Below are 21,625 nucleotides of genomic sequence, written 5' to 3'. Positions count from 1 at the left end.
CCTGGCCCCGAGCCGAGCGAGGGAGAGCCCCCACGTGACCATCGCGCCCGCCGATCCGGCCTCAGCCACCCCGTCCGAGACGGCGAACGACGGCCCCGGGACCGCGCTGCTGCGCACCCTGACCGATCTCACCGCCGACCTCCCGGACACCGACCCCGGCCGGGTCGCCGCCGCCGCCCTGCGCGGCCGGCACGCCGGCTCGGACGAGGCGGAGCTGCGCGAGCTGGCCACCGAGGCCGCCGCCGGACTGATCGCGGAGGACCCCGCGTACTCCCGGCTGGCCGCCCGGCTGCTCACCCTCACCATCGCCGAAGAGGCCGCCGGCCAGGGCGCGGTGTCCTTCTCCGCCTCCGTCGCCGTCGGCCACCGCGAGGGCCTGATCGCCGACCGCACCGCCGGCTTCGTCACCCTGCACGCCGCCCGGCTCGACGGCACGATCGACCCGGCCGCCGACGACCGCTTCGGCTACTTCGGCCTGCGCACCCTCTACTCCCGCTACCTGCTGCGCCACCCCCTCACCCGCAAGGTGATCGAGACCCCGCAGCACTTCATGCTCCGCGTCGCCTGCGGCCTCGCCGAGGACGACAGCGTGCGGGCCCTGGACGAAGTGGCGGCGCTCTACGGGCTGATGAGCCGGCTCGACTACCTGCCCTCCTCGCCCACCCTCTTCAACTCCGGCACCCGCCACCCGCAGATGTCCTCCTGCTATCTGCTGGACTCCCCGCTGGACGAGCTGGACTCCATCTACGACCGCTACCACCAGGTGGCGCGCCTGTCGAAGCACGCCGGCGGCATCGGGCTCTCCTACTCCCGCATCCGGGCCCGCGGTTCGCTGATCCGCGGCACCAACGGCCACTCCAACGGCATCGTCCCCTTCCTGAAGACGCTGGACGCCTCCGTCGCCGCCGTGAACCAGGGCGGCCGCCGCAAGGGCGCCGCCGCGGTCTACCTGGAGACCTGGCACGCGGACATCGAGGAGTTCCTGGAGCTCCGCGACAACACCGGCGAGGACGCCCGCCGCACCCACAACCTCAACCTGGCGCACTGGATCCCGGACGAGTTCATGCGCCGGGTCAACGCGGACGCCGAGTGGTCGCTGTTCTCCCCGGCCGACGTGCCCGAGCTGGTCGACCTGTACGGCGAGGAGTTCGACACCGCCTACCGCAAGGCCGAGGCGGCGGGCCTGGCCCGCAAGACCATGCCGGCCCGCGACCTGTACGGCCGGATGATGCGCACCCTCGCGCAGACCGGCAACGGCTGGATGACCTTCAAGGACGCCTCCAACCGGACCGCGAACCAGACCGCCGAGCCCGGCACCGTCGTGCACTCCTCGAACCTCTGCACCGAGATCATCGAGGTCACGAACGACGGCGAGACGGCCGTGTGCAACCTCGGCTCGGTCAACCTGGGCGCCTTCGTCGACACCGCCACCGGCGACCTCGACTGGGAGCGGCTCGACGAGACCGTCCGTACGGCCGTCACCTTCCTCGACCGGGTCGTCGACATCAACTTCTACCCGACCGAGCAGGCCGGCCGCTCCAACGCCCGCTGGCGCCCGGTGGGCCTGGGCGCGATGGGCCTCCAGGACGTCTTCTTCAAGCTGAAGCTGCCCTTCGACTCGGCCCCGGCCCGCGCGCTGTCCACCAGGATCGCCGAGCGGATCATGCTGGCCGCGTACGAGGCGTCCGCCGACCTCGCCGAGCGCAACGGCCCGCTGCCCGCCTGGGAGCAGACCCGCACCGCCCGCGGCGTGCTGCACCCCGACCACTACGACGTCGAGCTGAACTGGCCGGAGCGATGGGCCGCGCTGCGCGAGCGGATCGCCGCCGTCGGCATGCGCAACAGCCTGCTGCTCGCCATCGCCCCGACCGCGACGATCGCCTCGATCGCGGGTGTCTACGAGTGCATCGAGCCGCAGGTCTCCAACCTGTTCAAGCGCGAGACGCTGTCCGGCGAGTTCCTCCAGGTCAACTCCTACCTGGTCGACGAGCTGAAGCGGCTCGGCGTGTGGGACGCGCAGACCCGCGAGGCGCTGCGCGAGGCCAACGGCTCGGTGCAGGGCTTCGGCTGGGTGCCGGCGGAGGTCCGCGAGCTGTACCGCACGGCCTGGGAGATCCCGCAGCGCGGCCTGATCGACATGGCGGCGGCCCGCACCCCGTTCCTCGACCAGTCGCAGTCCCTGAACCTGTTCCTGGAGACGCCGACCATCGGCAAGCTGTCGTCGATGTACGCGTACGCCTGGAAGCAGGGCCTGAAGACCACCTACTACCTGCGCTCGCGCCCGGCGACCCGGATCGCCCGCGCCGCCCAGGCCGCCACCGTCCCCCTCCAGCAGGCGACGCCGGACGCCGACGCCCTCGCCTGCTCCCTTGAGAACCCCGAGTCCTGCGAGGCATGCCAGTAATGACCGTGGAGAAGAACCTGCTCGACCCGGGCTTCGAGCTGACCCTGCGTCCGATGCGCTACCCGGACTTCTACGAGCGCTACCGCGACGCGATCAAGAACACCTGGACCGTGGAGGAGGTCGACCTCCACTCGGACGTCGCCGATCTCGCCAAGCTGACGCCGGGCGAGCAGCACATGATCGGCCGCCTTGTCGCGTTCTTCGCGACCGGCGACTCGATCGTGGCGAACAACCTGGTGCTGACGCTCTACAAGCACATCAACTCCCCGGAGGCGCGCCTCTACCTCTCGCGCCAGCTCTTCGAGGAGGCCGTGCACGTCCAGTTCTATCTGACGCTGCTCGACACCTACCTCCCCGACCCGGACGACCGCGCCGCCGCGTTCGCCGCCGTCGAGAACATCCCCTCCATCCGCGAGAAGGCGCAGTTCTGCTTCAAGTGGATGGACTCGGTCGAGAAGATCGACCGCCTGGAGACCCAGGCCGACCGCCGGCGCTTCCTGCTCAACCTGATCTGCTTCGCCGCCTGCATCGAGGGCCTGTTCTTCTACGGCGCCTTCGCCTACGTGTACTGGTTCCGCTCCCGCGGTCTGCTGCACGGTCTGGCCACCGGCACCAACTGGGTGTTCCGCGACGAGACGATGCACATGAACTTCGCCTTCGAGGTCGTGGACACCGTCCGCAAGGAGGAGCCGGAGCTCTTCGACGACGAGCTGCGGCAGCAGGTCACCGACATGCTGAAGGAGGCCGTCGAGGCGGAGCTCCAGTTCGGCCGCGACCTGTGCGGCGACGGCCTGCCGGGCATGAACACCGAGTCCATGCGCGAGTACCTCCAGTGCGTCGCCGACCAGCGCCTGACCCGCCTGGGCTTCGCCCCGGTGTACGGCTCGGAGAACCCGTTCGGCTTCATGGAGCTCCAGGGCGTCCAGGAGCTGACCAACTTCTTCGAGCGCCGGCCGTCCGCCTACCAGGTGGCGGTGGAGGGTTCGGTCGACCTCGACGAGGACTTCTGAGCGGCTCGGGGGCGCTGCCCACCCGGCTCGCGGCCGGTGCCGCCGCCGTGCTGACCGTCGCCGCGGGCCTGGGTGCCAGGTCCGCGGCGGCGGGCGGCGCCGCCGCGTACGCCGGGGACGCGCTCTACACCGTGCTGGTCGTCGCCCTGGTGGTGCTGGTCGCGCCGCGGCTGCGGCCGGTGGCGGCGGCCGGGGTCGCCCTCGGACTGTCCTGGGCGGTCGAGCTGTTCCAGCTCACGGGTGTGCCGGCCGCGCTGGCCGCGCACAGCAGGATCGCGCCCCTCGTCCTCGGGACGTCGTTCAACGCCCCGGACCTCTTCTGGTACGCGGTCGGGGCGGCGGTCGGCTGGGCGGTGTACGCCGCGTCGCGCCGCCTCGCCCGGCGGTCGCGCGATCAGTCGTTCGGGACGACCGGGTAGCGCGGGGTGCCCTCGGACATCTGGCGGAGGGCGTCCTTGCGGTCGCGCTTGGACAGCTTGTCGATGTAGAGGAAGCCGTACAGGTGGTCCGTCTCGTGCTGGAGGCAGCGGGCGAAGTAGCCGGTGCCGCGGACCTTGATGTCGTTGCCGTGCATGTCCTTGCCGTGCACCTCGGCGTAGTCCGGGCGGGCCAGCGAGGCGTACGCGGTCGGCACCGACAGGCAGCCCTCGTTGGAGTCGTCGAGGTGCCGGCGGTCGGCCGGCAGGTCCTGGAGGACCGGGTTGACGACGTGGCCGACGTGCCGGACGCCCTCGTCGTCCATGCAGTCGTAGACGAAGACCTTCAGGTCCACACCGATCTGGTTCGCGGCGAGGCCGACGCCCTCGGCGGTGCGCTGGCTGGCGAACATGTCGTCGATGAGCTGGGCGAGCTTCTCGTCGAACTCGGTGACGTCCTTGCACTCCCGGTGGAGCACGGGGTTGCCGACCACCGTGATCGGACGCGACGTGCCCCGCTCGCGGTGGGCGAGCTCACGCGCCTCGCAGTCCTCCGTGTCCACGACGAAGCCGTCGTTGATCTGCTCGTCCGTCTCCTGCTGCGCCATGTCCGGCTTGGCCTTCCTGAAAACCCGATTCCGTCGGAGGACAGCCTACGGGCCCGAACCCACCCGGCTCAGCAGACCTCTTCGAGATCACGCCACTCACGGCTGTCCGGGCTGTCCGCGACCCAGCCGTCGAGCAGACCGCGGACCAGGCCCGCGGGCGCGGCGATGCCGCACTCGCGCTCCGGCACCCACAGCTCGCCGGGCGAGCGGTGGCCGAGCGGCCCGGGGTGGCCCGGCTCACTGTGGTCGTGCGGGTCCAGGTGCTCGCCCTCGCCCTCGGCGCTGGGCATCGTCGACTCGGAGCAGGCCCGGCACAGCAGCCGTACGGAGGACGACCAGTCCTCGGCGGCGAAGCCGGCGTCGGCGGCGAGCTGCTCCAGGGCGTCCCGGTCCGCCTCGGTGGCGGCCTCCAGGAGGACCACCCAGGTCGGCACCGGCGAGGGCGCCCACAGCTCGATCTCGTCGAAGACGGGATAGGAGGGGCCCGCGCTGGTGGTGCGCTCGCCGTTGGGCACGCCGTCGTGGAGGACGACCTCGCCCCAGCGGCGGCCCGAGGACGGCAGCGGAATGGACAGCACCTCGATCCGGGCCGGGTCGAGCCGGCGGCCCCACACGACCTCGGCCTCGCCCTCCGGAGAGAGCCGCACGGCCGCGCTGCCCAGCTCCATGCCGGCCGGCTCGCCGGTGCCGGAGGCGGCCCCGGGGACCTTGAGCCCGTACGCCTGCCAGGCGCGGCGGGCCAGCGGCCAGTCCTGGAGCGCGGTGGCGGCGATGCCGACGTTCCACCAGTCGGGGGCGCCGGTCTCCTTGTCGAGCAGGGCGACGGCGCGCAGCCCGGCGGCCCTGGCCTGCTCCCAGTCGTGCCGGAACTTGTGCAGCAGGGCCAGGTTGAACCAGGACTCCGAGAGCCAGGGCTCCAGGTCCGCCGCGCGCGTCAGCAGCGCACCCGCGTCCTCGTACCGGCCGTCGCCGATCAGCGTGAACGCGCGGTCGGTGGCCTGCCGCCACGAGGCGGAGGGCCGATGCCGTACCTTCCCGAAGATCCTCACGATTCCCGCCTGCCGGTCGCTTCACCCTCTTGTTCGCATCCAACCATGCCCGGTCGGACACGCGCTCATTACCCATGGGTTACCCCGGAGGAGCAGGGGCGACGCCGCCTCGGGCCAGAACGCGGGCGAGTGTTTCCACGACGTCGGGGTGGTAGTCGCGCGCGGTGCCGAGGCGGAGCCGTTCGAGCGCGCCCAGACCGCCGCCCGCGGTGGCGGCGGCGAGGTCGTCGTAGGCGTTCACGGCCCGGACGATCCGGGCGGGCAGGGGCTGCTCGCGGTACGGGTCGGCCTGCCGCTCCACGACGACGGCGACGGCCGCCGGGACGCCCGTCTGACGGACCACGGCGCCGCCGAGCAGGGCGATCCTGCGCTGCTCCTCGGCGGGCAGCAGGGCGGTGGCGCCGCCGGCGACGGGGTCGACCAGCGAGAGCTGTCCGATGTCGTGCATGAGCGCCGCGTATTCGAGGACGGTGAGCGCGTGCCCGGACAGGCCGAGCTCGCGGCCCACGGCCCGGCTGAGCGCGGCGACCCTGCGGGCGTGGCCCGGCGGGGTGCAGCCGGCGACCTCGGTGGCCCGGGCGAGGGAGGCGATGGTCTCCCGGTTGACCGTCCGCACGGCCGCGTATCGCCGGAAGGAGACCTGGGCCAGGAGCAGCGGTACGGCGAAGACGGGCAGGGCCCACAGCCCGGCGGCGGCCACGCCGAGGGCCATGACCGTGCCGGTGGCGCAGACGGCGGAGCCGATGCCGAGCAGGGCGCGCAGTTCGTCGCGGAGCAGCGGGCCGTAGGCGAGGCCGTCGCGGGCGTGGTGCAGCAGGGCGGCGAGGACGGCGTCGCACAGGGCGGTGAGGAGCAGCAGGACGAGCAGGAAGAGGGCGTAGGAGGGGCCTTGCGGGAGGAGGGCGGTGAGGGTGCCGGCGTTGTAGAGGGGCTGGAAGCAGAGGGCGGCGAAGGCGACGGTGAGGATGCGCCGGGCCATGTGGTCGAGGTCGGGTCCGCGGCCGCGGGCCACGTGGGGCACGGTCCCGGCGAGGCGGGCCGCGACGACGACGGCGAGGGTCTGGAGGACGCCGTGGGTGGTGGCCTCTCCCCCGCTCTCGCCCAGGAGGGCGTAGGCGAGGGAGCCGGCGGTGGCGAGCGGGGCGGGTTCCCGGTCGTCCGGCGGGGCGCCCCGGCGGGTGAGCTCGCCGAGGGCGATGAGGAGACCGAAGGCGAGGGCGTTGCCGGGTTCGTCGAGGCCGTGCCAGAGGGTGGTGGCGAGGGCGGTGAGGGTGAGCAGCAGGGCGGTCGCGTGGACGGCGCGGACGGCGGCGCGCCCGGCGCTCACGTGCGCTCCTGCGGCCGGGGCGCCACGGGGTGGGGCGCGACGGGGTGCGGCTGGGGGTGGGGTTGTGGTGGGGCTTGCGGCTCGGACGGGGCGCGGGACTGAGCCGGGGCTTGGACTGGGGCTTGGGACCGGGCCTCAGGCCGAGCCTGGGCCGGGCCTTGGGCCGTGGTCGGGGCCTGAGCCCGGTTCGGGGCCTGAGCCCGGTCCTGGGCTCGGGACCGGGGCCCCGGTTCGGGCCGGGGCGGGTGACCGGGTTCCCGGCGGGCGGGCGGGGTACGCGGGGCCGGGACGGCGGGCTCGTCGGCGGTGACCTCGGTCTGCCAGCCGTGCCGGTGCAGCGCCCGGCCGAGCGCGGCCACCATCCGCGGGTCGAACTGGCTGCCGGCGCACCGCTCCAGTTCGGCGAGGGCGGTCTCGACGGGCCGGGCCCGGCTGTAGGAGCGGGTGGAGGTCATGGCGTCGAAGGCGTCGGCGACGGCGACCACGCGCGCGTACTCGGGGATCTGGTGGCCCTTGAGGCCGTACGGGTAGCCGCTGCCGTCCATGCGTTCGTGGTGGTGGAGGATCGCGGTGCGGGCCTCGCCGAGGAAGGCGATGCCGCGGACCATCTCGTGCCCGTACTCGGGGTGGAGCTCGATGATCCGGCGCTCCTCGGGGGTGAGCGGCCCGTCCTTGCGGAGCACCCGGGTCGGCACGCCCAGCTTGCCGACGTCGTGGAGGATCCCGGCGAAGCGGACGACCTCCAGGCGGGGCTCGTCCATGCCGAGCTCGCGGGCGATCAGGACGGAGGCGCGGCCGACGCGCTCGCTGTGCCCGCGCGTGTAGCGGTCCTTGATGTCGACGGCCTGGACGAGGGCCCGGATGGTGGCCTGGTGGGCGGCGCGTTCGCGGTGGTACTGGGCGAAGCCCCAGCAGGAGATGTACATGGGCAGCAGGACGAAGAGCGCGGCGACCGGTCCGTGGGTGCTGCGCCACAGCACGGCCGTCATCAGACCGGCGAGCCCGTGCACGGCGTGCGGGGCGAGGGAGCGGCCGAGCAGTCCGCGCCACGCGGTCCGCGGGGAGCGCCGTTCGGCGGTGGCGCGGATGCCGCCCTCAAGCACGGTGAGCACGAGGCAGAAGGTGAGGGCGGTGGCGCCGGTCGGCAGCAGCACGTACGGGAAGTCCGGGGTGTCGGGTCCGCGGCCGAGGGCGCCGGGGCACTGGAGGGCCTGTCCGACGTGGGCGGCGGCCCAGACGGCGAGGGCGAGCTGGGCGGCCCGCCAGGCGCGGCGCGGCGCGGCGGGCGGCTGCTCGACGGGGGCGAGCACGGCCCCGGGCAGGGCGGTGAGCGCGGCGGCGGAGGGCGGCAGGAGCAGCGCGGCGGCGAGCAGGACCGCGAAGAAGGAGCCCGTGCCGGGGCCCGGGCCCTCGGCGGGGCCGCCGCCGAGGGCGCGGGCGGCCGGCGGCCAGCGGCCGGGCAGTTCGCAGACCGCGTAGACGGCGGCGAGCAGCAGGACGGCGTGCCAGGGGGTGTGCGCGCCGGGGCGTAAGGCGGGCAGGACGCTCGCGGCGGCGACGAGCAGGGCACAGCCGATCAGAACGCGTGCCGATCGCGGGACCACCATCACGGGACCACGCTAGCGATCCGGGGGCGGCGGGACGGCCGGGCGCGGCCGATTCGCACCATCGGGTGATACAAGCCGATAGGCAGACCGGCGGCGCGAAAGCCGGAGCCGGGCGGGCCACCCTCCTGGGTGTCCCGCCCGGCTCCCGGTTCGCGTGGCGCGCCGTGTGCCGGCTACTGCTCCTGCGGGGTCGCGGGAGCGGCGGCGACGTCCTGCTCGGACACCGTGTGTCCGGAGCGGATCAGCTCGATCCGGCCCATCACCTTGGCGCGCAGGTCGACGGGGACGTCGTCACTGCCGCAGCAGCGCTTGACGAGCTTCTTCACGGCCTGTTCGAGGCCGTACTTCTCCAGGCACGGGGAGCACTCCTCGAAGTGCACCTCGAACTTGGTGCATTCGCCGTCGGGCATCTCTCGGTCGAGGAACTCGTAGAGATGGTCCAGGACCTCAGAGCAGTCCGTCTCGTGCGGGTCTCCGCAGCTCATGAGCCCGAGCCTTTCAGATCGTGCGTCGACTCTCCGGCGCCCGCCGGCACCAGCCCGCGCTCACGGGCGTAGTCCTCGAGCATGCCGCGCAACTGGCGGCGTCCCCGGTGCAGTCGGGACATCACCGTACCGATGGGTGTCCCCATGATGTCCGCGATCTCCTTGTACGCAAAGCCCTCGACGTCCGCGAGATAGACGGCGATGCGGAACTCCTCGGGAATCGCCTGCAGCGCTTCCTTCACGTCCGAGTCCGGCAGGTGGTCGAGGGCCTGGGACTCGGCCGAGCGCAGTCCGGTCGACATGTGCGACTCGGCGCGGGCGAGCTGCCAGTCCTCGATCTCCTCGGCAGCGGAGCGCTGGGGCTCGCGCTGCTTCTTGCGGTACGAGTTGATGAAGGTGTTCGTGAGGATGCGGTACAGCCACGCCTTGAGGTTCGTGCCCTCGCGGAACTGGTGGAAGGAGCCGTACGCCTTGGCGTAGGTCTCCTGCACCAGGTCCTCCGCGTCCGCGGGGTTGCGCGTCATGCGCAGCGCGGCCGAGTACATCTGGTCGAGGTAGCCGAGGGCGTCCCGCTCGAAGCGCGCGTTGCGCTCCTCGGTCGTCTCCTCGGGGCCGTCGTCGGTCCCTGTGTCGGTCCCAGTGACCGGACCCACCTCCTCCAGCGCTGCGGCGAATCCGAACGCGGACCCGCTCGCTTCGGAGGATAGACGAGGAACCGCACCGCCCGCCGCCCGAATAGGGGTGGCCTTGGGCCCGGGCAGCACCGTCCAGTCGAGGTCAGCGGCCTGCGGGCGCTCCGGGCAGATGGTCGATCCCATGCGACGGACTCCCTCTTCCTTGCTCTCAAGCACCGATGTCCGTCACAACAGCGGTCCGCCGCCCCGCATTCCCGGGGCGGCGGACCGGTCAGCGAAGGGCCGCGAGCCACCCCGTGACCGCGCGCACGATCGTCTCCACGGCCTCGTCCTGGGTGAGCGGGGCGCGCCTGGGCACGGCGAAGCCGTGGTCGCCGTACGGGACCTCGGCGAGCGTGTAGGGGCCGGCCGGGAACTCGTCGGGCCTGCCGAAGGGGTCGTTGCCGCCCTGCACGACGAGGGTCGGGACGCCCGCGCCGAGGAGCTCGTCGGCCCGGGACTTCTCCGGCCGGCCCGGCGGGTGCAGCGGGAAGCTCAACGCGAGCACGGCGCTCGCGCCGAGCTCGCGGGCGGTGCGGCAGGCGACCCGGGCGCCGGCGCTGCGGCCGCCGGCGATCACCGGCAGGCCCGGGGCCGCGAGCGCGGGCCACAATCCGCGCCAGCCGGTGTCCAGGGTCTTCGGCGCGGGGGCGACCTTCTTGCCGGCGACCCGCCAGGGCTGCTCGACCAGGGCCACGCTCACCCCTTCGGCGGGCAGCGCGCCGGCCAGGGCCCGCAGATCACGGGCCTCGATGCCGCCGCCGGCGCCGTGGCTCACGGCGAGCACCGTCCACGGCTTCCTCGCGGCGTGCCAGGTGATCCGGGCGTCCCCGACGTCGGTCGGAACGATCTCGCTCTTCGTCACGTCCCCATCCTGCCAAGGAGCCGAGGACGGGCCGGGGAAACCCGCCCGGCAGGGCCCTCAGAACAGCGTCGCCTCCTCCGGTCCCTCCAGTTCCTTCAGGAGCTCGGGCCCGTTGTTCCGTACGTTGCTGACCGCCGTCGCCACCGGATAGGCCCGCATCAGGCCGCCCGGCGGCGGGGCGAGCAGTGAGCGCAGCTCGTCCGGGTCGGTGCGGGCCGGGTCCAGCCAGGCGTCCCAGCGGTCCGGGGTGAGCATCAGGGGCATCCGGGGGTGGATGTCCGCGAGCGAGCGCGGCCCCTCGGCGGGGGCGACGCCCAGCGGGGCGGTCTCGGCCTCCGTGGTCACCACCGAGCACGTCACCCACCATGCCTGCGGGTGGTCGTCGGGCAGGGTCCGGTCCCGCCAGAACTCGTAGAGCCCGGCCATGGCGAAGACGGAGCCGTCGGCGGGGGTCACGAAGTACGGCTGCTTGCGGGGCCGCTTCCGCTTGCCCTCGACCTCCAGTTCCCGCTCGTCGCTGCCGGTCACCCACTCGTAATAGCCGTCGGCGGGCAGAATGCAGCGGCGGGTCGCGAAGGCCCGCTTGAAGGAGGGCTTCTCGTGGACGGTCTCCGCCCGCGCGTTGATCATCCGGGCCGCGCCCTCCGGGCTCTTCGCCCAGGACGGCACGAGTCCCCACTTCAGCGTGCGCATCTGGCGAACCGGCCGCCGTGATTCCGCGTCTTTGAGAGGACGCTCCAGGATCACGTGGACCTCTTTGGTGGGTGCCACGTTCCAGTCGGGGGCCAGGGTCTCCTCGGGCTCCCACTTCTCGACCTCGAAGGCGTCCACGAGGTCCTCGGGCCGCCGGCTCGCTGCATACCGTCCGCACATGAGTGCCACACTGCCAGGTCCTGACCGCTACCGAGGAGCCCGTCCGCACCATGAGCCGCCCACTCGACGTCCTCGGCACCCAGCCCGCGCCCGACCTGTGGATCGTGATCGCCACGGCGGTCGCCGCGCTCGCCGCGGTCCTGCCCCGCCCGCTCTGGCGGCTGTCCCGCAACGCGATCACCATCGCGCACGAGGGCGGCCACGGCCTGATCGCCCTCGTGACCGGCCGCCGGCTCCAGTCGATCCGGCTGCACTCCGACACCAGCGGCCTCACCGTCTCGCGGGGCCGCCCCACCGGCATCGGCATGATCCTGACGGCCGCGGCCGGCTACACCGCGGCCCCGCTGCTCGGCCTCGGCGGCGCCGCCCTGCTCGCCTCGCACCACGTCACGCTGCTGCTGTGGCTGGCCACGGCGCTGCTCCTGGCGATGCTGGTGATGGTCCGCAACGCGTACGGGATCTTCACGGTCCTGCTCACCGGCGCGCTGTTCCTCCTGGTGTCCTGGCTGACCGATCCGGACGTGCAGTCCGTCTTCGCGTACGCGGTGGTCTGGTTCCTGCTGCTCGGCGGGGTGCGGCCGGTGTTCGAGCTCCAGGCGAAGCGGCGCCACGGCGGGGCCGGCGACTCCGACGCCGACCAGCTCTCGCGGCTCACCCATGTGCCGGCGGCGCTGTGGCTGTTCTTCTTCCACACGGTGTCCCTCTCGGCCCTGATCGGCGGCTTCCGCTGGCTCGTGCGGTGGTGACACCCCCGTAAAGTGAGGGCATGACCGATAGCTCCGCTCAGCCCGATGTGCTCACCGGCCTCTGGCCCGCCCCGTACGCGGGCGGCGCCGTCGACGCGACCGTCACCGTGCCCGGATCCAAGTCGGTCACCAACCGCGCGCTGGTGCTCGCGGCGCTGGCCGCCGAGCCGGGCTGGGTGCGCCGGCCGCTGCGCTCGCGCGACACCCTGCTGATGGCTGAGGCGCTGCGCACCCTCGGCGTGAAGATCGAGGAGGGCGTGGGACCGGACGGCACCGGTGAGGCGTGGCGGGTCATCCCGGCCGGGCTGCGCGGCCCGGCGACCGTCGACGTCGGCAACGCCGGTACGGTCATGCGCTTCCTGCCGCCGGTCGCGGCCCTCGCCGACGGCCCGGTCCGCTTCGACGGCGACCCGCGCTCCCACGAGCGCCCGCTGCACGGCGTGATCGACGCGCTGCGCGCGCTGGGCGCCCGGATCGACGACGACGGGCGCGGCGCGCTGCCGATGACCGTGCACGGCGGCGGCGGTGTGGAGGGCGGTGTCGTGGAGATCGACGCCTCCTCGTCGTCCCAGTTCGTCAGCGCCCTGCTGCTGTCGGGCGCCCGTTTCAACCACGGTGTGGAGGTGCGGCACGTCGGCGACCGGCTGCCCTCGCTCCCGCACATCCGGATGACGGTCGACATGCTGCGGGCCGTCGGCGCGCAGGTGGACGAGCCGGAGCACGGCGGCCGGCCCGACGTGTGGCGGGTGGCGCCGTCCGCGCTGCTCGGCCGCGACCTGGTCGTGGAGCCCGACCTGTCGAACGCGCAGCCGTTCCTGGCGGCCGCGCTGGTCACCGGCGGCCGGGTCACCGTGCCGGACTGGCCGGCCAGGACCACCCAGCCCGGTGACGCGCTGCGGGAGATCTTCACCGAGATGGGTGGCTCCTGCGAGCTGACCGAGCAGGGCCTGACCTTCACCGGCACCGGCCGGATCCACGGCATCGACGTGGACCTCGGCGAGGTCGGCGAGCTGACCCCCGGCATCGCGGCCGTGGCGGCCCTGGCCGACTCCCCCTCCACCCTGCGCGGCGTCGCCCATCTGCGGCTTCACGAGACCGACCGCCTCGCCGCCCTGACCAAGGAGATCAACGGTCTCGGCGGGGACGTCACGGAGACCGAGGACGGCCTCCACATCCGCCCGCGCCCGCTGCGCGGCGGCGTCTTCCACACGTACCACGACCACCGGATGGCGACCGCGGGCGCGATCATCGGCCTGGCTGTCGAGGGTGTGGAGATCGAGAACGTGAAGACGACCGAGAAGACCTTGCCGGACTTCCCGAGGATGTGGACCGAAATGCTCGGAGTCTGAGCCATGCGGCGTTACGGGAAGCACACCGACGAGGACGACATCCGCCAGCGGCCCAACCGCAAGGGCAACCGTCCCCGTACGACCATCCGTCCCAAGCACGAGGACGCCGTCGAGGGCATGGTCCTCACCGTGGACCGCGGCCGGCTGACCTGCCTGGTGGACGACCGGGTCGTGATGGCGATGAAGGCGCGCGAGCTGGGCCGCAAGGCCGCCGTGGTCGGCGACCGGGTCTCCCTGGTGGGCGACCTGTCCGGGGAGAAGGACACGCTGGCGCGGATCGTGCGGATCGGCGAGCGCAGTTCGGTGCTGCGGCGCACGGCCGACGACGACGACCCGTACGAGCGGGTGGTGGTCGCCAACGCCGACCAGCTCGCGATCGTCACCGCGCTCGCCGACCCCGAGCCGCGTCCGCGCCTGATCGACCGCTGTCTGGTCGCGGCCTTCGACGGCGGGCTCACGCCCTTCCTGGTGCTGACGAAGTCGGACCTGGCGCCGCCGGAGAAGATCCTGGAGCTGTACGGCGCGCTGGACATCCCGTACGTGGTGGTGAACCGCGAGGAGCTGTACGACGGCGGCGCGGCCGACCGGGTGCGGGAGCACCTGGGCGACCGGGTGACCGCGTTCGTGGGGCACTCCGGTGTGGGCAAGACGACGCTGGTGAACGCGCTGGTGCCGGAGGAGCGGCGGCGGAGCACCGGTCTTGTGAACGCGGTGACCGGCCGCGGCCGGCACACCACGACCTCGGCGCTCGCGCTGCCGCTGGACAAGGCGGACGGCTGGGTGATCGACACCCCCGGCGTGCGCTCCTTCGGCCTGCACCACGTCGACCCGTCCCGGGTCATCCACGCCTTCCCGGACCTGGAGTCGGGTACGGAGAACTGCCCGCGCGCGTGCAGCCACGACGAGCCCGACTGCGCTCTCGACGCCTGGGTCGCGGAGGGCCACGCGGATCCCGCCCGGCTGTACTCCCTGCGCCGGCTGCTGGCGACACGCGAGCGCCGCGAGGGCGACTGACCGGGGACTGCCACGGTCTGACCGGGGTCTGAGCGGGGACGCGCCACCCGGATCGCGCACGTTTGCGGGCCGCGACGCCTGGTAAGTGCATAATCGCACCAAGCGACACGAAGCAGTCACGACGGCGTGGGAGGCACTGACGATGGCGTGGCTGCTGGTGGTGGTCGCCGGACTGCTCGAGACCGGCTTCGCGGTCTGTCTGAAGCTCTCCCACGGTTTCACCCGCCTGTGGCCCACGATCGCGTTCGCGTGTTTCGCCCTCGGCAGCTTCGGTCTGCTGACGCTGGCCCTGCGCAAGCTCGACGTCGGTCCCGCGTACGCGGTGTGGACCGGCATCGGGGCGGCGGGGACGGCGATCTACGGGATGGTGTTCCTCGGCGACCTGGTGTCCACGCTCAAGATCGTCTCGATCACGCTGGTGATCGTGGGGGTCATCGGCCTCCAACTGTCGGGCTCCGCGCACTGATCCGGCCGCCGGCCCGGCCCGCGCCGATCCTCGTGTGCGGGGTTCCGCGGCGTCGTCTGCGCCGAGGCCACGACGTACGACAGGGCGAGACGGAGCGCGAGTTCGCAGGAGCGGGCGGCGGCCCGCGGGTCCTCGGCGAGCAGCGCGGCCGCCCGGTCCCGCGCCTGCACCAGCAGCTCCGCCGGTGACGGCACTCCGGCGTCGGCGCGCCGCTGGTCGGGGACGGCGGCGGTGCGGCTCCCGGTGCGCGCGGGCCGCGGGGCGGGCAGCCGGTCGCCCCAGGCGCCGGTGAGCAGGGCGCGCAGCACGGGCCGGGCGGCGGCCGCGGCGACGGTCCACTCGGCGACGGCGACCAGGCGGCGGGCGGGCGGCGCGGGTTCGGCGAGGGCGGTCTCGACGCCCCGCAGATAGAGGTCGGCCTCGCGGCGCACCAGGGCGCGGGCGAGCCCCTCCTTGCTGCCGAACTCGTTGTAGAGGGTCTGCCGGGAGACCCGCGCGGCGGTGGCCACGTCGACCATCCGCACGGCGGACCAGGGCAGCGTGGCGAGGGCCGCGAGGGCCGCGTCGAGCAGGGCCTCGCGCGCGCCCGGCCCCTTCGGCGTCCTCGGCGTCCTCGGGACAGTCGGCATCGTCGCCTCCCGGCCGGATCGGTTCTGCGCACAGCGTTGACGGACGGCCACGCACTGTCAAGGGTCGGCGCGGGCCGACGCGTCTTCGGGGGATAGAGTTTCGACCATGGCCGATTACCACGACGATCTGCGTCTCGCCCACGTCCTCGCGGATGCCGCGGACGCGGCCACGATGGACCGGTTCCAGGCGCTGGACCTGAAGGTCGAGACGAAGCCCGACATGACTCCGGTGAGCGAGGCCGACAAGGCTGCGGAGGAGCTGATCCGCGGCCAGTTGCAGCGTGCCAGGCCCCGGGACGCGATCCTCGGCGAGGAGTACGGCGTGGAGGGCACGGGCCCGCGCCGCTGGGTGATCGACCCGATCGACGGCACCAAGAACTACGTGCGCGGGGTGCCCGTGTGGGCGACCCTGATCGCGCTGATGGAGGCCGGCGAGACCGGTTTCCAGCCGGTGGTGGGCGTGGTCTCGGCGCCCGCGCTCGGCCGCCGCTGGTGGGCGGCGAAGGGGCTCGGCGCGTACACGGGCCGCAGCCTGGCGTCGGCGACCCGGATCGGGGTGTCGAAGGTCGGCCGCCTGGAGGACGCCTCGTTCGCGTACTCGAGCCTGAGCGGCTGGGAGGAGCGCGGCCGGCTCGACGGCTTCCTCGACCTCACGCGCGCGTGCTGGCGGACCCGGGCGTACGGCGACTTCTGGCCGTACATGATGGTCGCCGAGGGCTCGGTGGACATCTGCGCGGAGCCGGAGCTGTCGCTGTGGGACATGGCGGCCACGGCGATCGTGGTGCAGGAGGCCGGCGGCACCTTCACCGGGCTCGACGGCCGGCACGGGCCGCACAGCGGGAACGCGGCCGCGTCGAACGGCCTGCTCCACGGCGAGCTGCTCGCCTACCTCAACCAGCAGGCCGCCACGGAGGGCTGACCGCCCCTCAGCGCTCCCGGGGAAGCTTCGCGCGCCCCCTTGTCGACCCTCCACCCCGGTGCCACTCTGAGAATCCCCCCTTTGTGAACTTGTGAAAGAGTTCTCGAAGTCACCGATTCGGAGGTGGTTCCCTCCATGCTCGTCCGCGACGCCATGAGCACCGTCATCCTCACCATCGGCCCTGCCCACACCCTCCGCCAGGCGGCGCGACTGATGTCGGCGCGCCGCGTCGGCGCGGCCGTCGTCCAGGACGGCGATGCCGGCGGCTTCGGCATCCTCACCGAGCGCGACGTCCTCAACGCGCTCGGATCGGACCGGAATCCCGACCTGGAGACCGCCGACGCCCACACCACCCGGGACGTCGTCTTCGCCGCCCCGACCTGGACCCTGGAGGAGGCCGCGGAGGCGATGACCCGCGGCGGCTTCCGCCACCTGGTCGTCCTCGACGACCACGGGCCGGTCGGCATCGTGTCCGTGCGCGACATCATCCGCTGCTGGCTCCCGGTGCACAGCGCCGCGGCCGCCTGACGCCGGTCGACGGCAGAGGGCCGGACTCCCGTACGGATACGGGAAGTCCGGCCCTCTTCTCCCTACGGCAGGCGGCCGTCAGCCACGGAGGGCCTGGACCGCGGCGTCGAGCCGCTTGCCGAAGTCTTCGTCCGCGTTGCGGAAGTTGCCGATCGCGCGCTCGGCGATGTCGTCGCGCGACACCTTGGCGATGAAGCCGGCCAGGTTCTCGATCAGCCGGCCCTTCTCGTCCTCCGACATCAGGCGGTAGAGGTCGCCCGCCTGCCGGAAGTCGTCGTCCTCGGCGTGCACGGGGGCGGCGTGGTCACCGGTGACGCCGGTGACCGGGACGGGCTGCCACAGCGGGCGGCCGGTCTGCCGCGGGCCGCCGAAGCTGTTGGGCTCGTAGTTCTTCGCGGCGCCGTGCCGGCCGTCGTAGAGGAAGCCGTCACGGGAGTTCGTGCGGGCCTCGGTGGCGTGCGGGCGGTTCACCGGCAGGTGGTCGGCGTTGATGCCGACCCGGTAGCGGTGGGCGTCGCCGTAGGCGAAGAGGCGGCCCTGGAGCATCTTGTCCGGGGACGGGCCGATGCCGGGCACGAAGTGGGCCGGGCTGAAGATCGACTGCTCGACCTCGGCGAAGACGTTCCGCGGGTTGCGGTTGAGCTCCAGCTTGCCGATCTCGATCGGCGGGTAGTCCGCGTGCGGCCACACCTTGGTGAGGTCGAACGGGTTGAAGCGGTACGTCGCCGCGTCGGCCGCCGGCATGATCTGCACCTGCACGGTCCAGGACGGGAAGGCACCGCGCTCGATCGCCTCGCGCAGGTCGCGCTGGTGCGAGTCGGGGTCCTCGCCGGCCAGTCGGTTCGCCTCCGCCTGGGTGAGGTTCCTGATGCCCTGGTCGGTCTTGAAGTGGTACTTGACCCAGAAGACCTCGCCGGCCTCGTTGTTCCACTGGTAGGTGTGCGAGCCGTAGCCGTTCATGTGGCGGTACGAGGCGGGGATGCCGCGGTCGCCGAACAGCCAGGTCACCTGGTGGGTGGACTCGGGGCTCAGCCCCCAGAAGTCCCAGACGTTGTCCGCCTCCTGCGAGCCGGTGTACGGGTCGCGCTTCTGGGTGTGGATGAAGTCGGGGAACTTGATGGCGTCCCGGATGAAGAACACGGGCGTGTTGTTGCCGACGAGGTCGTAATTGCCCTCTTCGGTGTAGAACTTCAGCGCCCAGCCGCGCGGGTCGCGCACGGCGTCGGCCGCGCCCAGGCTGCCCGCGACGGTGGAGAAGCGCAGGAAGGTCTCGGTCCGCTTGCCGACCTCGGAGAGGAAGGCGGCCCTGGTGTACGGGGTGACGTCGGCGGTCACCGTGAAGGTGCCGTAGGCGCCGGCGCCGCGGGCGTGCACCACGCGCTCCGGGATGCGCTCGCGGTTGAAGTGGGCCAGCTTCTCCAGGAGGAGCTGGTCCTGCACGAGGACCGGCCCGCCGGCGCCCGCCGTCTCGCTGTTCTGGTTGTCCGCGACCGGCGCGCCGGCCTCGGTGGTGAGCGGTCCCCGCGTCGGTCCCTGCGTCACGTGCGCCTCCTGCTGCATGGTTCTGCCGCAGACCTGTCCTGCCTGCCGTACTCGATCCTACGCTGGACAATGTCTAAGTCAAGTGAGCATCCAAAGTCACACCGGTTCGGGATTCTGGGCCCGGCTGTTAGGCTGGCTCCCATGAGTGACCTGTTGGAACGACTGCGCGGCCGTGGCTGGCGGATGACCGCGCAGCGACGCGTCGTGGCCGAAGTGCTCGACGGGGATCATGTGCATCTGACCGCCGACGAGGTCCACGCGCGCGCCGTCGAGCGCCTGCCCGAGATCTCGCGCGCCACCGTCTACAACACGCTGGGCGAGATGGTCACGCTCGGCGAGGTGATGGAGGTCGCGACGGACGGCCGCGCCAAGCGGTACGACCCGAACGCCCACCGCCCGCACCAGCACCTGGTCTGCGGCCGCTGCGGCGCGATCCGGGACGTCCACCCGGCGGGCAACCCGCTGGCCGACCTTCCCGACTCGGAGCGCTTCGGCTTCACGATCTCGGACGTCGAGGTCACCTACCGGGGAATCTGCCCGAACTGCGCGACGACCGCCTGACGGCGTCCCCCGTTCGGCACAGAAGGCCCCCGCCCCTCAGGGCGGGGGCCTTCTGCGTGCGGTGGTGGCCTGTGGGCCTCGCGGGATCCGACGAACGACGAACGACGATCGACGAAGGCCCGGATCCGTCAGACGGATCCGGGCCTTCGTGCTACTGAGTAGCGGGGACAGGATTTGAACCTGCGACCTCTGGGTTATGAGCCCAGCGAGCTACCGAGCTGCTCCACCCCGCGTCGGTGAACCCAACCTTACGGGACCGTTCGGACCAGAGCAAATCGATAGGTCGAGCGAACCGTGTGACCCGCGTGACACGGGCCGCGTCGCGTGCGGCGCGCCGCGTGAGCCGCCGTCACGCCGTGAGCTCCTGGTGCAGCGCCTCGCTGAGCCGCGCCGCCCGCTCCGCGACCTCGGCCGGGCCGAGCTCGACCGCGCGGGCGCACCAGCGGCGTCCCTCGGTCAGCTCACCGCGGCGGGCGGCGAGCAGGGCGAGCCGGAGCGCGGCCCGGCCGTGACCGGCGTGGGCGGCACGCGTCCACCACAGGGCCGCCTCCCGCTCGCCGCCCTCACGGGCAAGCAGCAGCCCCAGGTTGAAGGCCCCGTTGCGGGACCCGGCCTCGGCCGCCTCCCGGTACCAGCGGGCGGCCTGCGCCACGTCGCCTCGGGCGGCGGCGAGCATGCCGACCCGGACCTGGGCACGGCGGTGCCCCTGCTCGGCGGCGCGCTCGTACCACTCCTCGCACTCGCTCTTCTCCTCGCGCGAGGCGCCGAGGGCCGGAGGACCGGGCGCCGGGCGCCGGGCGTCGAGGACCGTGGCCAGCCGGAAGGCCGCCTCGGCGCTGCCGCCGCCCGCCGCGCACCGCAGGTAGCGCTCGGCGGCCTGCTCGTCGCCGTCGCGCAGGCAGGCGATGCCGACCTGGAGGGCGGCCTCGGTGTGCCCGGCGGCGGCCGCCCGCTCGTACCAGACGAGGGCGGTGCGGTCGTCGTCACGGCCGGCGTGCAGGATGCCGAGGTTGAAGGCGGCGTCGACGCTGCCGGCCTCGGCGGCCTTGGAGAACCAGGGCTCGGCACCGTTGGCGTCGCCGGCCTGGAGCAGCAGGACGGCCAGCGCGTTCGCGGCCTCCCGGTGCCCGGCGTAGGCGGCGCGGCGGTACCACTGCTCGGCCTGCGCGGTCCGCTCCTGGGCGGCGCACAGCAGCCCGAGGTTGTAGGCGCCGTTCACGTCGCCCGCGTCCATGGCGGCCCGGTACCAGCGCTCGGCGGTCTGGTGCTCGCCCCGGGCGGCGTGCAGGGCGCCGAGCGCGTTGGCGGCGTTGCCGTCGCCGTCCTGGGCGGCCCGCAGCCACCACACGGCGGCGCTCTCCTCGTCGCCCGCGTCGCGCAGCAGGAAGCCGAGCGCGCAGGCGGCCTTGGCCTCGCCGTCCTTGGCGGAGGTCAGGTACCAGCGGCCGGCCTCCTTGAGCTCGCCGCGCTTCTCCAGGATCGCGCCCAGGTGCAGGGCGGCACGGCGGTGGCCGCGCGCGGCGGCCTGCCGGAACCACTGCTCGGCCTCCGCGAGGGAGTCCTTGGGCGCCGTCGGCGCCTTCTTGCGGCCGGCGGTGTCGCCCGGGGCGCCGGCGGTGGCGTCGGGCGCGGCCGCGGTGCGCAGCCCCGTGCCCGTGTCGTAGGCGTGCGGGCCGCGGGTCGGTGCCGTCGCCCGCCGCTCCAGGGCGAGGGCGAGCCGGTAGGCCGCCTCGCGGTGGCCCTGCTCGGCGGCGGCGCGCAGCCAGCGCTCTGCGCCGACGTCGCTGCGGTGCTCCAGGAGGTCGGCGAGGGCGTACGCGCCGAGGGCGTGGCCCTGCTCGGCGGACTGGCGCAGCCAGTACTCGGCGGCGGGCTCGTCGCCGCGCTCGCGGTGGTGGCGGCCGAGGGCGTGCGCGGCCGGCGCGGAACCGGCGACGGCGGCGATGCGCCACCAGCCGGCGGCCTCGTCCGGGTAGCCCCGCTGGTGCAGCAGGACACCCAGGTTGTTGGCGGCGGCGCGGTCGCCCTGGGCGGTGGCGCCGCGGAGATACGGCTCGGCGCCGTCCAGGTCGCCGCGGCGCAGCAGCAGGGCGCCGAGGGCGCTCATCGCGGCGGCGTCGCCCTGCTCGGCGGCGCGCCGGTGGCGGGCCTCGGTCTCGGCTTCGGTCTCGGTCTCGGCGGTGGTGGCGTCGACGGCAGCGGCGACGGCGGCTGCCGCGGCCTCGATGATCTCGTCTGCGGCGTTTCCGGCATACCGCTGCACAAACCGCCCTGTCTCCAACAGAGTTGCCCTGTCCCCCATAAATACCATCGTCGCACCACCTGCAACCCGCGTACACCTGGTATACCGCAGCCAGTGAGGTCACTTCAGCGTTTTGTCGACATGCCCACAGAGTGACAAGTCAAACACGTCTCACGCCAACTCGCCCCCTCCGAACCGCCGTTCAGGACATGACGAGGGCCCGGATCCTGATGGATCCGGGCCCTCGTCTTCAGTAGCGGGGACAGGATTTGAACCTGCGACCAGATCGGAAGAGCGGCGTGGAGGGAAAG

21 protein-coding genes and 1 tRNA gene are annotated in these 21,625 nt (G+C 73.1%); 10 read left to right on the top strand and 12 right to left on the bottom strand.

Annotated elements, in window-relative coordinates; genetic code table 11:
- Positions 1-34: 34 nt before the first annotated feature.
- The 3 genes from ABZ135_RS30165 to ABZ135_RS30155 are packed head-to-tail and all read left to right on the top strand — an operon-like array spanning position 35 to position 3,833.
- A complete protein-coding gene (locus ABZ135_RS30165; RefSeq protein ID WP_356700062.1) occupies positions 35-2,404 on the top strand; it encodes a ribonucleoside-diphosphate reductase subunit alpha in 2,370 nt (789 codons plus the stop codon).
- Complete coding sequence (locus ABZ135_RS30160; RefSeq protein ID WP_356700060.1) at positions 2,395-3,414, top strand: ribonucleotide-diphosphate reductase subunit beta; 1,020 nt, start codon at positions 2,395-2,397, stop codon at positions 3,412-3,414. Before ABZ135_RS30165 ends, ABZ135_RS30160 begins: the two co-directional genes overlap by 10 nt.
- Before the next feature lie 47 nt (positions 3,415-3,461).
- Positions 3,462-3,833 carry a DUF2809 domain-containing protein gene (locus ABZ135_RS30155; RefSeq protein WP_356700058.1) on the top strand — a complete coding sequence of 124 codons (372 nt, stop codon included), beginning with the start codon at positions 3,462-3,464 and terminating at the stop codon, positions 3,831-3,833.
- On the opposite strand, the gene def is transcribed toward ABZ135_RS30155, so the two are convergent.
- The 8 genes from def to ABZ135_RS30115 all read right to left on the bottom strand — a co-directional run bounded on the left by def (position 3,809) and on the right by ABZ135_RS30115 (position 11,318).
- The gene (gene def, locus ABZ135_RS30150) at positions 3,809-4,438 is read right to left on the bottom strand and encodes a peptide deformylase (protein ID WP_345485737.1); all 630 of its coding nucleotides are present in this window, start codon (positions 4,436-4,438) and stop codon (positions 3,809-3,811) included. The two genes, ABZ135_RS30155 and def, sit on opposite strands and share 25 nt — an antisense overlap.
- Positions 4,439-4,506: 68 nt before the next feature.
- On the bottom strand, positions 4,507-5,487 hold the full coding sequence (locus ABZ135_RS30145) for a hypothetical protein (protein ID WP_345485738.1): 981 nt from the start codon (positions 5,485-5,487) through the stop codon (positions 4,507-4,509).
- 79 nt (positions 5,488-5,566) lie between these two features.
- Positions 5,567-6,766 carry an HD domain-containing protein gene (locus ABZ135_RS30140; RefSeq protein ID WP_356700128.1) on the bottom strand — a complete coding sequence of 400 codons (1,200 nt, stop codon included), beginning with the start codon at positions 6,764-6,766 and terminating at the stop codon, positions 5,567-5,569.
- Between the two features lie 44 nt (positions 6,767-6,810).
- Positions 6,811-8,424, bottom strand: coding sequence for an HD domain-containing phosphohydrolase (locus ABZ135_RS30135; RefSeq protein ID WP_356700056.1), 1,614 nt, complete (start codon positions 8,422-8,424; stop codon positions 6,811-6,813).
- Positions 8,425-8,594: 170 nt separating this feature from the next.
- A complete protein-coding gene (gene rsrA, locus ABZ135_RS30130) occupies positions 8,595-8,906 on the bottom strand; it encodes a mycothiol system anti-sigma-R factor (RefSeq protein WP_356700054.1) in 312 nt (103 codons plus the stop codon).
- Positions 8,903-9,559 carry a sigma-70 family RNA polymerase sigma factor gene (locus tag ABZ135_RS30125; protein ID WP_345485741.1) on the bottom strand — a complete coding sequence of 219 codons (657 nt, stop codon included), beginning with the start codon at positions 9,557-9,559 and terminating at the stop codon, positions 8,903-8,905. Before ABZ135_RS30125 ends, rsrA begins: the two co-directional genes overlap by 4 nt.
- Before the next feature lie 253 nt (positions 9,560-9,812).
- Positions 9,813-10,445, bottom strand: coding sequence for an alpha/beta family hydrolase (locus ABZ135_RS30120; RefSeq protein WP_356700053.1), 633 nt, complete (start codon positions 10,443-10,445; stop codon positions 9,813-9,815).
- A gap of 57 nt (positions 10,446-10,502) precedes the next feature.
- The gene (locus tag ABZ135_RS30115) at positions 10,503-11,318 is read right to left on the bottom strand and encodes an SOS response-associated peptidase (RefSeq protein WP_356700052.1); all 816 of its coding nucleotides are present in this window, start codon (positions 11,316-11,318) and stop codon (positions 10,503-10,505) included.
- A 50-nt stretch (positions 11,319-11,368) separates the two neighbouring features.
- Between ABZ135_RS30115 and ABZ135_RS30110 the strand changes: the two genes are divergently transcribed.
- The 4 genes from ABZ135_RS30110 (at position 11,369) to ABZ135_RS30095 (ending at position 14,893) form a co-directional block, all read left to right on the top strand.
- Positions 11,369-12,064 (top strand): M50 family metallopeptidase, encoded by a 696-nt coding sequence (locus ABZ135_RS30110; RefSeq protein ID WP_356700050.1) that lies wholly within the window; start codon positions 11,369-11,371, stop codon positions 12,062-12,064.
- Positions 12,065-12,084: 20 nt separating this feature from the next.
- On the top strand, positions 12,085-13,413 hold the full coding sequence (aroA, locus tag ABZ135_RS30105) for a 3-phosphoshikimate 1-carboxyvinyltransferase (protein WP_356700048.1): 1,329 nt from the start codon (positions 12,085-12,087) through the stop codon (positions 13,411-13,413).
- A gap of 3 nt (positions 13,414-13,416) precedes the next feature.
- Positions 13,417-14,427, top strand: a complete 1,011-nt coding sequence (rsgA, locus tag ABZ135_RS30100; protein ID WP_356700046.1) for a ribosome small subunit-dependent GTPase A — start codon at positions 13,417-13,419, stop codon at positions 14,425-14,427.
- 142 nt (positions 14,428-14,569) lie between these two features.
- Complete coding sequence (locus ABZ135_RS30095; protein ID WP_356700044.1) at positions 14,570-14,893, top strand: multidrug efflux SMR transporter; 324 nt, start codon at positions 14,570-14,572, stop codon at positions 14,891-14,893.
- On the opposite strand, the gene ABZ135_RS30090 is transcribed toward ABZ135_RS30095, so the two are convergent.
- A complete protein-coding gene (locus ABZ135_RS30090; protein ID WP_356700042.1) occupies positions 14,785-15,522 on the bottom strand; it encodes a TetR/AcrR family transcriptional regulator in 738 nt (245 codons plus the stop codon). The genes ABZ135_RS30095 and ABZ135_RS30090 overlap by 109 nt on opposite strands.
- A gap of 106 nt (positions 15,523-15,628) precedes the next feature.
- Between ABZ135_RS30090 and hisN the strand changes: the two genes are divergently transcribed.
- Both hisN and ABZ135_RS30080 read left to right on the top strand, forming a co-directional pair.
- Positions 15,629-16,441 (top strand): histidinol-phosphatase, encoded by an 813-nt coding sequence (gene hisN, locus ABZ135_RS30085; protein WP_356700040.1) that lies wholly within the window; start codon positions 15,629-15,631, stop codon positions 16,439-16,441.
- Positions 16,442-16,576: 135 nt separating this feature from the next.
- Positions 16,577-16,969, top strand: coding sequence for a CBS domain-containing protein (locus tag ABZ135_RS30080; RefSeq protein ID WP_356700038.1), 393 nt, complete (start codon positions 16,577-16,579; stop codon positions 16,967-16,969).
- A gap of 78 nt (positions 16,970-17,047) precedes the next feature.
- Here ABZ135_RS30080 and ABZ135_RS30075 read toward each other — a convergent pair whose 3' ends face one another.
- On the bottom strand, positions 17,048-18,529 hold the full coding sequence (locus tag ABZ135_RS30075) for a catalase (RefSeq protein ID WP_356700036.1): 1,482 nt from the start codon (positions 18,527-18,529) through the stop codon (positions 17,048-17,050).
- A gap of 123 nt (positions 18,530-18,652) precedes the next feature.
- On the opposite strand from ABZ135_RS30075, the gene ABZ135_RS30070 reads away from it, so the two are divergent.
- The gene (locus ABZ135_RS30070) at positions 18,653-19,072 is read left to right on the top strand and encodes a Fur family transcriptional regulator (RefSeq protein WP_356700034.1); all 420 of its coding nucleotides are present in this window, start codon (positions 18,653-18,655) and stop codon (positions 19,070-19,072) included.
- Positions 19,073-19,231: 159 nt separating this feature from the next.
- Here ABZ135_RS30070 and ABZ135_RS30065 read toward each other — a convergent pair.
- Both ABZ135_RS30065 and ABZ135_RS30060 read right to left on the bottom strand, forming a co-directional pair.
- Positions 19,232-19,305: transfer RNA gene (locus ABZ135_RS30065), tRNA-Met, on the bottom strand.
- 116 nt (positions 19,306-19,421) lie between these two features.
- Positions 19,422-21,383, bottom strand: coding sequence for a tetratricopeptide repeat protein (locus ABZ135_RS30060; RefSeq protein WP_356700032.1), 1,962 nt, complete (start codon positions 21,381-21,383; stop codon positions 19,422-19,424).
- Positions 21,384-21,625 lie beyond the last annotated feature (242 nt).

It is taken from the genome of Streptomyces sp. NPDC006339 (genome assembly GCF_040612775.1).
Classification (GTDB): domain Bacteria; phylum Actinomycetota; class Actinomycetes; order Streptomycetales; family Streptomycetaceae; genus Streptomyces.
The sequence above is the reverse complement of the archived record's forward strand: the minus strand, read 5'-3'. Positions and strand labels throughout refer to the sequence as shown.